We start from the raw sequence: 14,309 nt of genomic DNA, 5'->3' as shown, positions 1-14,309 counted from the left end.
GTTTACAGATTTCAATCAGAAAATGAGGGTATAATCTTAAAATTCAAGCTTATGCGACGTATTTTAACAGCATACTCGCTCGCTTTAAATGAATCTTAAATTAATTTGCCAAAGATAAAACGTTTACCCTAACTAAAAATCAGCTCATTAAATGACGCCCGCCATCTAGATTGAGCTCTCGCCCAGTCATGTAGCGACTATTTAGAACATAGGCCATTGCATTCACCATCTCAATTTCACCAGGTTCGTTGCCCAACAAGGATTTTTTTAGTGTGCGATCCTTATACAACTGACTATCTTGCGGATTGAATAATATCAATGATGGTGCGATTGAGTTTACTTTGATTTTAGGCGCAAAACGTTTAGAAAAAGATAAACTCAAATTAGCTAAAGCGGCTTTACTGGCACAATAAGCAATATGTTTATCGCTACCACGATTCACCGTGTAATCGGTAATATGAATGATATCGGAAAACCCTGTTTCTGATTCATCCGCCCCTGCTTTTAATAAAGCTTCGCAGCAATAATTAATTTGATAGGGAGCCGCCACATGGACCTGATGCATGGCAGTTAATAAATCGTCGCTAAAACCATAAGTATGTTCACTTTGCCAAATACTTGCGTTATGTATTAACGCACGCAAACTCGACACATTGTCCTGTATCCAAGTACAAAACGCTCGAATGCCTTGTGCTGTTGAAAAATCAGCTTTCACACAAACAATACCGTCGGCTTGTAACTGTTGAATCATTGGCCTGTGCGTACGATAACTGATGATTACCAGATGGCCTAATTTTTTAAAGTGCCGCGCCGCAGCTAAACCAATTCGCTGCGCCGCACCCGTGATTAAAATGGCATTTTTATACACTGAATAAACTCTCAATTAAGCATTTAAAAGATTTATTTTTTTAGCTTTTTTTGACGTTTAACCTGCTGTTTTTTACGAACGAGTTTACGCGTTTTATTTTTAGGCTTTTTGAGTGGAATTTTAGCTTCTTTGTTTTTTGGTGCGAGCCCTTCAACTACTCGGCGAGGCAGTTTTTCTCCAACAAAGCGCTCAATTTTAGCTGTCACTAACATATCATGGGCTTCAACTAAACTGATGGCTGTACCTTTTTTGCCAGCACGCCCTGTGCGGCCAATTCTGTGTAAATACACATCTGCAGTGCGAGGCATATCAAAATTTATAACATGGCTTACATCAGCAACATCTAAACCACGCGCGGCGACATCGGTCGCTACTAATACTTTTTTATATCCACTGATAAAAGCTTTAATGGCTTTTTGCCGTTTGTCTTGCGGCATTTCACCTTGTAACCAACAGCACTCAATGCCTAAGCTGGTGAGTTGGCCACTGAGCTCATTAACACGCTCACGTGTTTTAACAAATACCACAGTTTTAGTGACATCGTCTTGATTTAACCAATGCATCAATAAAGACATCTTATGTGATTTATCATCGGCAAGATGGATCCACTGATGTATTTTTGCTTTTTCACGTCGAGGCGATTGGGCGTTTAACTCCACTGGATCTTTTAATACGGTGCGCGCAAAACGCGTCACACCAGCACTGGCTAAAGTCGCGGAAAATAATAACGTTTGTTTACGGTTAAAAGCTTCATCGCTGATGCGCTCCATCATAGCGCCAAACCCCATGTCTAACATACGGTCAGCTTCATCTAATACTAACCACTCAATGTCTCGACAATCAAAGGTTTCGTTATCAATATATTCTAATAATCGGCCGGGCGTTGCCACTAAGATGTCAACTGAGCCATTTGATATTTCTTTATGTTTACCATAGTTGATACCGCCAGTGATAATGGCTGTGCTCAATTCAGTAAATTCAGCAATTTTTTTCACAACTTTGTAAGTTTGCTCAGCCAGTTCTCGGGTCGGAGATAACACAAGAATACGCACCCCATTGCTGGCTTTATGACGAGGGAAATCTAACAGGTGTTGCACCGCAGGCAATACAAACGCCGCTGTTTTACCTGTGCCCGTTGCGGCGCTCGCTAAAATATCTTTCCCCTCCAACGCTGGCGGGATTGCTAACGACTGAATAACGGTTGGTTTTTCGTAACCCAGTGCATCAACCGCTTCTAAAATAACCTGATCCAACTCTAACTCTGCAAAATTCACTGCACTTTCCGCTACTGTTTAATTTGGCGTTCATTTTAACCCTATATTGAGTGAAGTAAACTTTGCTAAAAATTAATTTTTATAAAATTTGCCTCTCGCGCAACAATTTTGCCAATAGTTTGGTAGACTGGCCGATGCGCAAAATTCACAAATAACAGGCGATCGTTTTTAATGAGTGTACAAGACGCAGAACTGGCAGAACAGTTTGGAGAAAATACCTATCAAAAAGGACTGGACCTTTACCTTGCTGATCAGGTGAAAAAATTAAAATCTATTGATTCATTAGATACAGTCACAGCGGTAGTAGAAGCACGCAATCAACAATATCGGGTAGCGATCGACAAGAGCGATTTTTCTAGCTTATGTACCTGCACCAATAGCGGCAAATGTGAACATGCAGTGGCGACTTTGATAGCGGCAGAAGCAAAAAATCTAATTGATAGAACCCCTGTCTCGGCGTTTGCGCAATGGCAAAAATCAGCCGATGATCTCACTCAAAAGCTGAGCCAAAAGTCTAATCAACTTGCCGTGTCGACAGCCAGCTCAATGCGTTTTGTACTGCAACCTGTCGTTGAGCCGGTGAGTGGTTTTACTCAAATGCAAATCCAGTTAATTGCTGATCCCGGTGCTTCCGGTATGCAAAAAACCTTGAGCCGCACAATTCAACAGCGGCTGAATGCACAAACTCAGCTCCCGAGCCGTAGCCAACGTTTGTTAACCAGACAACTCGATTCAAAAGTCCTGTCAGACTTAGCCAATAGCGGTTTATGCTTTTGGCATGCTGAAAACAAAAAAGCACTCTCACTCGGTGAAAGTGTAACCCTTAACATTGATTGGCAGGCGCAGAAAGAGCGCTTCAAACTGCAACTTTCGTTGAAGTCGCTTCGACGCTGGTTTTTAATTGCCACTGAACATCCATGGTATATTGATAGCGAAACCCTTACTATGGGGCCTATTGCAAGCGAACTAAGTGGCCGTGATATTTGCCAGCTACTACATTTACCCGCCTTAGATCAAAAAGATCTGCTCGAATTTGCTAGCTGGCAACAAACTCATTTAAGCGAATTGACGCTGGATTTACCATTAGAAAAATCAATTGTTCGTATCCAAGACAAATTAACACCCGTGCTGCGTATAGGTTTGAATACCCAAGGTTATGTGGCTCGCCTTAGGCTTAAATATCAAAACCACGAAATTCCAATGAGTTTGGTCAATGAGCCTTTTGTGCAACTGGAAAAATCCGATCACATAGTGCAGATTCAAAGAGATCCTGCAGCCGAGCGCAAAGCCTTTTATTTATTAGACTCTTATGGGTTTGCACATACTAAAAGCGGCCAATTAAGTAAAGACTTTGAATTTTTTTACAATACCGAAATTGGCGTTCGTTATGATCAATTTTGGGTCAATATATTTGATGAAATTTTACCATTATTAAACTCTATGGGCTGGCAAGTAGAGTTTGAACAGGGGGTGAAACCTATTCAGGTGGTTAACGATCCTGAATTTGATATTAAAATTGATGAAACACAAGATTGGTTCAAAATTTCAGTGTCATTAACCATAGACAACGAAGAAATCGACCTGATCCCAATTTTAGTAAATTGGCTTAAACAAACCGAAAACTGGCGCTCGTTAAAAGGGCGTGTAAAGCTTGCGTTAAGCCGTCATCAATATATACGTGTTAAACTCGAAAAACTCTTCCCTATCCTCAATTTATTAGAAGAATCCGGTAACCGTCAGGCTCGCTTTAGCACCCGCCAAGCTCATGTGTTAAACCAAATACCAGATATTAACGAGTGTATTGGTGGCCAGCATGTTAAACGTTTGGCAACCCTATTAAAAAACTTTGATGGCATTGAAGAAATTGAATTACCTAACTCACTGAATGCAAAGCTGCGCCCTTACCAGCAGCAAGGCGTCAACTGGCTAAATTTTTTGGTTTGTTACAAATTCGGTGGCATTCTGGCCGACGATATGGGGCTAGGGAAAACCCTGCAAGCCCTGTCTTTATTAGACTTCTTACGCGCCAATGGCCAACTGCATAAAACCGCTTTGATTATTTGTCCAACCAGTTTAGTTGGTAATTGGATAAGTGAAGCTCAAAAATTTGCACCCGCTCTCAAAATAGCGCCCGCACAGGGCACCCAGCGGCAAGATATTTTAGATACCATGGCCGAATATGATGTGATTGTCAGCACCTACCCTTTGGTCAATCGGGATTTTGCTTTTTTATACGAGCAAGACTTTAGTTTAATTATTTTAGACGAAGCCCAAAACATTAAAAACCCGCGGGCTCAAATGACGCAAAATATCAAGCAGCTAACGGCCGATCATAAAATTTGTCTGTCTGGTACCCCGATTGAAAACCATTTGGGGGAGTTGTGGTCTTTATTTGATTTTTTAATGCCAGGTTTTTTAGGCAATCAGCATAAATTCAGTCGCGAATACCGCAAACCAATAGAAAACCAGCAAGACAAAGAAGCACAGACCCGTTTGCTGCATAAGATAACACCATTTGTTTTGCGTCGTCGTAAAGAAGAAGTCGCCAAAGAGTTACCCCAAAAGACCGAAATCATTAAACGCATCGAATTAGATGAAACCCAGCGTACCTTGTACGAAGCCATTCGTTCGAGTATGGAAGACAAAGTACGCAGCATTTTGCAATTAAAAGGATTAGCTAAAAGCCAACTTGAGTGTTTAGACGCTTTATTAAAGCTACGGCAAATCTGCTGTGCACCTGAGTTGCTTAACTTTACAGTCTCTGAAGAAGCAAAACACTCAGCTAAACTCGAATACCTCATGGATATAGTGCCTGAAATGATTGAAGAAGGCCGACGAATTCTGATCTTTTCACAATTTTCTAAAATGCTGGGGGTTATCGAAAGACGATTTAAAAAAATCAATCTGCCCTATGCCAAACTGACTGGGGAAACCCGTGATCGGCAAAGTCAAATAGACAGTTTTCAAAACTGTGAAGTCCCTGTATTTTTAATCTCACTTAAAGCCGGTGGCACAGGTTTAAATTTAACGGCCGCTGATACGGTTATTCATTACGACCCATGGTGGAACCCAGCTGCAGAGGCGCAAGCAAGTGACCGCGCTTACCGTATTGGCCAAACCAAACCCGTATTTGTCTATAAACTGATTTGCCAAAATACCATCGAAGAAAAAGTACTGCATATGCAACAAAATAAAAAGGACTTAAACGAAAACTTATTTAATAAAGACAAACAAGACGGTTTAAGTGATATGTCTGCCGACGATTTATTAGAATTGTTTAAAACGGCTTAATAACTCAAGGCTCAGCGGTTGCTTGTGTTTAATATAAGCAGCCGCTAAACGCCGACTGAAGGAAGTGAAACAATACTTTATCACTCATTTGATAATATTCTCTAACGGCTCTGATAGCTTAGAATTTTTAAAATGTCTGGCAGCCGATAAACTGCCACTGATATTTAAATGGCCCACGTCGTAGGTGTAAGGTAAATTCTCATCATTGTAATCCTTATGTTCACGACCGCCATAAAGGATGTCACGGCTAATATAATACACATTTTTATATTGCCGCATTAAATACTCTTGGTAAATAAGCTGGTTAACGGCCTGCGCCTTATCATCATCTCGTATTGCATCTCGCGTTAACGCAGGGAGTACTTTCTGCTTAAAAAAGTGTTTAACCACATTCTCTTTATAATGAATAGGCTGTTCAAAAAGATAAACAGCTTCGGCATTTTTTGCTGCAAAATCTAATGCTTCAAATAAGGAGGTTAAACCATCGTCTTTGTATTCACTCACTAAGTGATCCCAGCGACCCGCTAAAAAAACAACTGGGTACTGCTTTTGTGCAACCTCAAGCATATTTATTTCTCTGATCTTTTTACAGTATTCAGGGTTAGGCCCAAGCATTTTATCTAACTTTAACGAGGGGGTGCAGTGCGAGGTCGTTCGTGATACCGCCGAGTGATCGCCAATAATATGCTCAATAAAGGGGTCTAAAGCGCCTGCATAAGAGTCACCCCATAACAAAGCGATAGGTTTTTGATCTTTGTTACCTAATTTACAATTTAAGTACTCATCAGCTTTATGCATATTGGCTAAGTCCATGTGGCAATATTTGGGATAGGCTAATTTATCGTAGTAATTTGCCACCTCCTTGTTATCGTTCATACCCTCCATATAAAAGACAAAATAGGCACAGCCGGCTACAAGCACAGAAAAGTATAAAAGTTTAGATTTAAGGTATTGTTTTGATGTTGAAAAATCATTATTAAATCGAATTGATTCAATGTATCGGTAGCTTAAATAACCAAGTAAAACAGAAGCCGCTGTAGTAATAAAAAGATATTTAATGTCTGCAAAAAAATAGTAGTTCGCAACTACCACTGGCCAGTGCCATAAATAAATAGAATAAGACCATCGACCTAACGCTTGTGAAATTGCATTATTAGTCACAATGCTATCATTTTGCTGTGCTTGCAATAACAAAAACGCACCGAGTGTCGGAATTAACGCTAAATACCCCGGCCAAGCGACCCCTTCTGAGATAAACAAATACGCGGCTATGATTACCGCTAAACCTATGCAATGGTAAAGTTTTTTTTGCCTTTGGCTTAGGTTAAACGGGTAGAGAAATGCTAAGCCGCCTAACGTCATCTCCCAAGCCCGGGTTGGCAACAGATAATAAGAAGCATTGAGCCAATAATGGCTAAGCAAAGCGCTCAATGCAAATCCCAATACGGTAAAAGCAAATAAGACTCTTTTGAGCGTTTTCAGCGAACTAAATTGATTCAGCGCGACCAAGAGCAATGGGTATAGGAGGTAAAACTGCCACTCAACCGATAACGACCAAGTATGTAATAGCCATTTTTCGTGCGAGGTAGCGTCAAAATAACCCGACTCCCCCCAATAAGTCATATTAGAAAAAAAACCTAAGCTGCTGTAGACATGTTTGCCAAGCGTTTTGTAGTCTATTGGGATTAGAAAAAACCAGCCTAATACAACCAACACCAAACATAAAAATGCCAACGCGGGAATGATCCTATTTGCCCTAGCAAAATAAAACTTGAGAATCGAAAAGCGACCTTTTTCAAGCCCTTTTATAATGATCCCCGTCATTAAAAAACCAGAAATCACAAAAAACACATCTACGCCAGCAAAGCCACCAGGCATCCAACTAATATCCAAGTGAAACAGTACAACTGCAACAACGGCGATCGCTCTTAATCCAGTTATATCCTTTATATACTGCATAAGCCACACCAATGTTTAAATTATTTGACTCATACAGGGTAGAAGATATTTGCCAGAATGCAACGCAAAAAAACGACTGTTAAGGTGGCCTAATAGGTCTTTATCAGTCTTGGATAAGCTGATTAAACAAGTCGCCGCGAGCTTGATAGTTTTTAAATTGATCAAAACTGGGGGCAGCCGGTGACAATAATACACACTCACCCGCTTTTACTTGCGTTTTTAAATACTGCATAGCATTGCTTAAGTTTTGTCGATAGCACCAATTAAAATTGACTGGCATTTTAGCGAGCTGCTCGCTGATCCGCTGACCTGTAGTGCCGATTAACGACAACGACTGAATATTAAACTCGGCTAATTGGGTGAGCAATAAATGATAATCTAAACCGCGTTCATCGCCGCCTAAAATGAGATGAATCTTTTTATCTTGATAACTTTGCAGGGCACAATAACAGGAGTCTGGTGTTGTTGATATGCTATCGTTTACATAAAGAACGCCATTATCGGCTAATCGCTCCTGCATTCTGTGTGGTAATGCGGCAAAATCCTGCATCTGATTTAACAAGGGTCGCCAATCAACTTTTAGTTCAACTAAAAGTGTTAAACACGCCGCTAGGTTAAGTAAGTTGTGCTCGCCTTTTAACGCAAAATTATGCCTTAATCGCTCATTTTTAAAATACAAATGACCATCTGTTACATGAAAACCCATAACCGAATTAAACTCACTGCGCTTAACCTTAAGAGGACTGGCCAACTGCTGCAAACGTTTTGAGTCTGCACGTAATATACAATGTTCAATACGCTGGTTTAATAAAGGTTGCAGTTTGTCTAAATAATATTGCTCTTCACTGCCATGCCAAGGAATATGCTCAGGATATAGATTTAATACGATAAAACAATCAACCTGAGCTTGTAAGTCCGCTAATTGATAGGAAGATAGCTCAAAAATAGTATAGTCAGGCGCTGCGGCTGTTGCCAAAATTGGTACACCTATATTACCGGCTATAGTGGATTGCAGTTGCGCTTTTGCCATTAAATAATTTAATAAACTGGCCGTGGTACTCTTTCCTTTGGTCCCTGTCACTATAATGGTTTTTGCATCTGGATTATCCGCATACCATAGGTTAATAGCAGAGCTCAGCTTGCTGCCTTTTTTTAACGCTTGTTGCAATTCTGGCCGATATAAAGAAATGCCTGGGCTCTTAACAATTAAATTAAATTCTCCGTCAGCTAAGCGAGCCAAACCTTGGTCGCCATAAAGATAGTTAAATTGAAGAGTTAACGAATCCGGCGCTTGGCAAAGCGAGCTTTGATGTTCATCCGTTAATACAAAAAATTCACTCTTAGGGTATTTTTTCTGCAAATAAGCTAAATTGCTTTGCCCTTCGACCCCATATCCCCAAATTAATATCTTATCCATTTAATGCCTCCAAGTAGGCGTCAGGAATATAATGGTCGTGTAATTGAGTTAAGTGTTTCACAGCAAGCTCTAATTGCGGCTCGCCATAATGCTCAATGACTTCAGGCAATAGCGCTTTAACCACTGAACTTTGTGCAAAGTTTGGCTTATGTCCAAGTAAATACAAACAGGCAGCAGACTCTAATTTTTCACCGACACATTCCCAGGGTTTATGTTCACTTAGTCCAACCAAACTGGTAAAAGAGTCTAGGTTGCCAATATCAGATAAGGGGTTACCGGCAAAAATAGCCTGCAGGCGTTCGCTTGAAAGCGGTTGTGCCGCAAACATTAAATAAACAAAATGACACTTAGGGCAAGACAAACACCAGCGTGTTTTGGACTTTTCATGGTACAGCTTAAATGCTCTATTACAGGAGGTAAAGACGTCATCATAATGCTGTTGGCGAATAAACTGACTGACAATATTAAATTCGCTATAGGGTCGTAACAACGAAAAATAATCTATGTCATCGCTTAAATGCGACACCGAAAACGCTTTAAAATCCTGTTCAAACTCTAACGATTTACTATATTGGTGGTTCACTGCTCTACCGTTAAAGATTAAAGTGGCTTCGTTTGCAGAAGATTCGTTTGACGTGATCACCGCAGTAAAGCCAAACAAATAAGCCACTAACATAGCAGTAAAACTAATGATCGCAGTAATAGGTACATGACCGTTTAAAGCACCGGCTTCATTTAATTTAAATAACTCTGGATCTAACTGACGGCGAACAAAAATATAAGGTAAACCGGAGGTTTTAATGCAATCGATAATAGGCTGCGCTGGGTTAACGGCAAATAAGGTTTGTTTGATGCCTGCGGCTTTTAGTTTTTCGATAGAAACGAGCGAATCTTTGCCGCCACCGATCAAAACCAATGCATTTTGTTCATTTTGACTGCTGGCATCCTGTAGCGATCGGGTTTTAGCATTTTCCGACACGCCTTGCCCCACCGGAAATTGGCAAGCTTGCGTTAAGTCGAGCTGGTTACGATAAGCAAATTCGGCTAAACCATTGACATAAAGTTTATTAAAAAACTCACTTTCGGCACGCTCTAAATCTTTAATTGGCGTTTTAATTTGACTGAAGGGCGCTAATTTAAAATAACTGACCCCAGCGGCCAAACTTAAATAAGTTAATCGCTTATGCCCTTCGTCATTTGACAGAGCGGCTGCAACGTCAGTCGCTCTGCCTTCAATTTGGTAATGCTCTTTAAATAGGGTTTCGCCTAATTGGTAATTTAATGTAAACCCCTGTGCGCTAAGGTCTGCCGGTAAAAAACTAAATGTTTGCTGATGACTCAAGCTAAATACTCCATGCAACGAATAGCACTATTGTAACAAGAGTTGTGAAAAAATTTATGGTCAAATATCGCAAACTGATGGTTTTTTCCTGTCGCTAAATCGCGACTACACTAATCTGCCCGATTTGGCAAAGATAACGCTCTTTTGTACCATCTTCCGACCAACGAATATCAGACAGTTTGTAAGCAACCTGCTTTCCTTGCTGACGAAATGCACGGATTTGCTCGTTAAATTGACGATGAAAATGAGTAAAGCTTTTGTTTTGTGCTGACGGTAATTTAAACGAACAAACCTTGGCGGCTCGTTTAGCCAATTTAGACTGCTCACCGACCAGCTTAAATTGATTAATGCGGCCATTGCGCACTGAAAAAGTCGCAATTAATTGATCAAGTTGAAAAGATTCAACCGCAGCTAAATCTAAACCAACAATGGATTTGCCAACCGCTTTACGATAGTCGTAATATGCGTGCAAGCAGCGGTTTTGCCGTGTTTGGCTGGCATTTTCAGGCACCCGGCAGGCACCAACACACCTTTGGGCTTGCGCCACCGCTTGCTGCTCAGGAAAACATTCCATTAGCCGTTCACGCGGGGTATTGGCCACCCTATCTTTGGCATAACTCAAAACGTTAAAGTTTAAAACAATCAATAAACTTAACAGAATCCACTTTCCCCTTAACAGCATACTCCCTCCGACATATTAACATCCGTTTTTGTTTAAAAAATTATTCACCCCTGATTTAGTATATTTTTTGACCACCAAAAGTCTAGTTAAATTTATTTAACTAACACTGTGATCAAAAAAGGAGATCAAAAAAAGGGACCTTGAGGTCCCTTTTTAAAACTAATTAAACAAGCTAAGCTTATGGGCTGACTAGAGCTAACAGAATACCAGCGGCAACCGCTGAACCTAGTACACCGGCTACGTTAGGCCCCATAGCATGCATTAATAAGAAGTTATGAGGATTTGCCTCTAAACCAACCTTATTCACCACTCGGGCGGCCATTGGCACTGCAGAAACACCAGCTGCGCCAATCAGTGGGTTAATTTTACCACCGCTCAGTTTACACATAAGTTTGGCCATTAATACACCACAGGCAGTACCAATACCAAAGGCAACAGCACCTAATGCTAAGATACCTAAAGTTTCAACGGTTAAAAACGCTTCTGCAGAGAGTTTAGAACCCACCGCTAGACCAAGCGCAATTGTCACTATGTTGATCAGCTCGTTTTGAGCCGTTTTGCTCAAACGGTCTACCACGCCACATTCGCGCATTAAGTTACCTAAACAAAACATACCAACAAGCGGTGTTGCTTCAGGTAACAATAATAAGCTAATAACCAGCACCATCAGCGGGAAGATAATTTTTTCTCGTTGACTAACAGGTCTTAACTGTTCCATCACGATTTTACGTTCTTCTTTATTGGTCAGCGCTTTCATAATTGGCGGCTGGATAATTGGAACCAGAGCCATATATGAATAAGCTGCGACCGCAATTGCACCTAATAAGTCTGGCGCCAAGCGCGAAGCTAAAAATATAGCGGTAGGGCCATCAGCGCCACCGATAATCGCAATAGCTGACGCATCGGCTAAAGTAAACTCAAATCCAGGGATCAAGTTTAATAAAATTGCACCAAATAAAGTGGCAAAAATACCGGTTTGCGCCGCTGCCCCTAATAACAACATTTTGGGGTTCGCAATCAGCGCACCAAAATCTGTCATCGCACCAACACCCATAAAGATTAATAGTGGGAATACGCCGGTATCAATGCCGATATGGTAAACATAATATAAAAGCCCACCCGGATCGCTAAAACCGGCTACCGGGATGTTGGTTAAGACCGCACCAAACCCTATGGGTAATAACAATAATGGCTCAAACTTTTTTGCAATAGCTAAGTACAATAGGCCAAAACCGACCGCAATCATTATCAGTTGTTGATAGTGAAAATTTGCGATACCTGTGGAGGCCCAGAGTGTCATTAATCCTTCCATAACGCTCCCTTAAGCCAGGCTGATCATAGGATCGCCAGATTGCACTGAGTCACCTGTTTTAACGTGAACACTCACCACTTCGCCGTCTTTCGCTGCGCGAATTTCAGTTTCCATTTTCATGGCTTCCATGATGATAACAACATCACCTGCGGCCACTTGGTCACCTGGGTTTACGTTAATTTTAAAAATATTACCCGATAAAGGCGCATTTAGAGTTTCTGCACCTGATACCGACGTTGATTGTGGTACAGTTTCATCGCTGCCACCTGTCATACCTTTGATATCGGTAATTTCGCCACTCGGTGCCACTTCAACCTGATAAACTTTGCCATCCACTCGTACACTGTAAGCAGCAGGGCCGGCTTGCGTCACGCTGGCGGCTGGCTGAGCTTTATTATCTGCTTGTGCGTCTTCTGCTTTTGGTGCAGGTTCAAACGCATCTGGGTTATTGCGGTTTTCTAAAAACTTAAGACCAATTTGTGGGAATAATGCGTAAGTTAACACGTCATCAATTTTTTCATCGGCTAGTTTGATAGATTTTTCGCTTGCCGCTGTGTCTAACTCGGCGGTTAATTTTTCTAATTCAGCTTCGATATTATCCGCTGGACGGCAGGTAATTGGCTGACCACCTTCTAATACACGATCTTGCAAGTCTTTATTCACTGGCGCTGCAGTTTGACCATATTCGCCTTTTAACACACCTGCGGTTTCTTTGGTGATCGACTTATATCGTTCGCCGGTCAAAACATTGAGGACCGCCTGAGTACCAACAATTTGTGAAGTTGGTGTAACTAAAGGGATATACCCTAAATCCTCACGCACACGCGGGATTTCTTTTAGCACTTCATCTAAACGGTCGGCTGCACCTTGCTCTTTTAATTGGTTTTCCATGTTGGTTAACATGCCACCAGGTACCTGAGCGGTTAAAATACGAGCATCCACACCTTTTAAAGCCCCTTCAAACTTCGCGTATTTTTTGCGGACGTCGCGGAAATAAGAAGCTACTTCTTCCATTTCATCGAGTTTGATGCCAGTATCTCGCTCGGTGCCTTCTACAATAGAAACTAAAGTTTCAGTCGCTGAGTGACCATAAGTCATACTCATAGACGAGACCGCGCTATCTAACATGTCAATGCCGGCATCAATGGCTTTCATATAGGTTGCTGTACTTAAACCTGTTGTTGCGTGACATTGCATGGCAATTGGTACATCAACCGCTTCTTTTAATTTAGTCACCAGCTCTTCAACTACGTAAGGTTTTAATAAACCCGCCATGTCTTTAATGCAAATTGAGTGAACACCCATGTCTTCAAGCTTACGAGCCATCTCGATCCACATATCCATGGTATGCACAGGGCTCACTGTGTAAGATAAAGTACCTTGTGCATGAGCACCAACTTGGATCGCTGCTTTAACCGCTGTTTGTAAATTGCGAACATCATTCATTGCATCAAAAATACGGAATACATCAACCCCGTTTTTATGAGCACGTTCAACAAATTTTTCAACTACATCGTCCGCATAGTGGCGATATCCCAACAAGTTTTGACCACGCAATAACATTTGTTGACGGGTATTTGGCATAGCCTTTTTTAATTCGCGGATACGATCCCATGGATCTTCCCCAAGGTAACGGATACAAGAATCAAACGTTGCACCACCCCAGCTTTCAACTGACCAGTAGCCAAGTTGATCTAGTTTTTCTGCAATCGGCAACATATCGTCTAAACGAAAACGAGTTGCTAACAATGATTGATGGGCGTCTCTTAATACCAACTCCGTTATCGCAAGTGGTTTAGCCATATGATATCTCCTGAGTATTATTTATTATCTTGACGATACTGGTGAACCGCAGCGCTAATTGCCGCTACGACTTTTTTATCTTGAGCAGATTTTCCAGTATTTCTGTTGATGTTCGGGGTCGCGACAGGTGCGGCTGGCGTTGGCGCATTTTTACCAACCAGACTAGACATCAATTTGATTAAAAAGATGAGGATAGTCAAAAATATAAATACCACACCCATGCCAATGAGTAACAGATTGGCTGCTTCGAATAATAAAGCACCTAAGTTGTTTTCCATATACCGTCTCTTTTATTACTAATGGCTGATTTCAGCCAAGGGTTCTAAATAAACTGTCTATTGGTTTCAGATCCGTCTGATGC

General features: G+C 41.2%; 10 protein-coding genes. 1 reads left to right on the top strand and 9 read right to left on the bottom strand.

Translation table 11 applies throughout. The features are described 5' to 3' along the window. Positions 1 to 139: 139 nt before the first annotated feature. Both folM and srmB read right to left on the bottom strand, forming a co-directional pair. Positions 140 to 868 (bottom strand): dihydromonapterin reductase, encoded by a 729-nt coding sequence (folM, locus tag C727_RS0107435; protein ID WP_017444995.1) that lies wholly within the window; start codon positions 866 to 868, stop codon positions 140 to 142. Positions 869 to 900: 32 nt separating this feature from the next. Continuing rightward, positions 901 to 2,142: an ATP-dependent RNA helicase SrmB gene (gene srmB, locus C727_RS0107430; protein WP_017444994.1), complete on the bottom strand. Its 1,242-nt coding sequence runs from the start codon at positions 2,140 to 2,142 to the stop codon at positions 901 to 903. A 171-nt stretch (positions 2,143 to 2,313) separates the two neighbouring features. Here srmB and C727_RS0107425 point away from each other — a divergent pair, with 171 nt between their 5' ends. Beyond that, positions 2,314 to 5,433, top strand: a complete 3,120-nt coding sequence (locus tag C727_RS0107425; protein WP_017444993.1) for a DEAD/DEAH box helicase — start codon at positions 2,314 to 2,316, stop codon at positions 5,431 to 5,433. An 84-nt stretch (positions 5,434 to 5,517) separates the two neighbouring features. Here C727_RS0107425 and C727_RS18185 read toward each other — a convergent pair whose 3' ends face one another. The 7 genes from C727_RS18185 to C727_RS0107390 all read right to left on the bottom strand — a co-directional run bounded on the left by C727_RS18185 (position 5,518) and on the right by C727_RS0107390 (position 14,226). Continuing rightward, positions 5,518 to 7,392, bottom strand: coding sequence for an acyltransferase family protein (locus C727_RS18185; protein ID WP_017444992.1), 1,875 nt, complete (start codon positions 7,390 to 7,392; stop codon positions 5,518 to 5,520). 103 nt (positions 7,393 to 7,495) lie between these two features. Beyond that, the gene (gene murD / locus C727_RS0107415; protein ID WP_017444991.1) at positions 7,496 to 8,809 is read right to left on the bottom strand and encodes a UDP-N-acetylmuramoyl-L-alanine--D-glutamate ligase; all 1,314 of its coding nucleotides are present in this window, start codon (positions 8,807 to 8,809) and stop codon (positions 7,496 to 7,498) included. Next, a complete protein-coding gene (locus C727_RS18180; protein ID WP_017444990.1) occupies positions 8,802 to 10,151 on the bottom strand; it encodes a MurL-like N-terminal domain-containing in 1,350 nt (449 codons plus the stop codon). Before C727_RS18180 ends, murD begins: the two co-directional genes overlap by 8 nt. Positions 10,152 to 10,245: 94 nt before the next feature. Then, a complete protein-coding gene (locus tag C727_RS0107405; protein ID WP_017444989.1) occupies positions 10,246 to 10,833 on the bottom strand; it encodes a hypothetical protein in 588 nt (195 codons plus the stop codon). Positions 10,834 to 11,011: 178 nt separating this feature from the next. Next, positions 11,012 to 12,145, bottom strand: coding sequence for a sodium ion-translocating decarboxylase subunit beta (locus tag C727_RS0107400; RefSeq protein ID WP_017444988.1), 1,134 nt, complete (start codon positions 12,143 to 12,145; stop codon positions 11,012 to 11,014). A gap of 9 nt (positions 12,146 to 12,154) precedes the next feature. Beyond that, a complete protein-coding gene (gene oadA, locus C727_RS0107395) occupies positions 12,155 to 13,948 on the bottom strand; it encodes a sodium-extruding oxaloacetate decarboxylase subunit alpha (protein ID WP_017444987.1) in 1,794 nt (597 codons plus the stop codon). A gap of 17 nt (positions 13,949 to 13,965) precedes the next feature. Further along, a complete protein-coding gene (locus C727_RS0107390) occupies positions 13,966 to 14,226 on the bottom strand; it encodes an oxaloacetate decarboxylase subunit gamma (RefSeq protein WP_017444986.1) in 261 nt (86 codons plus the stop codon). Between the last annotated feature and the right edge of the window lie 83 nt (positions 14,227 to 14,309).

Origin of the sequence: Gayadomonas joobiniege G7 (assembly GCF_000300815.1) — a bacterium.
In the GTDB taxonomy this organism is placed as follows: domain Bacteria; phylum Pseudomonadota; class Gammaproteobacteria; order Enterobacterales; family Alteromonadaceae; genus Catenovulum; species Catenovulum joobiniege.
This window is presented reverse-complemented; position numbering and strand designations above follow the sequence as displayed.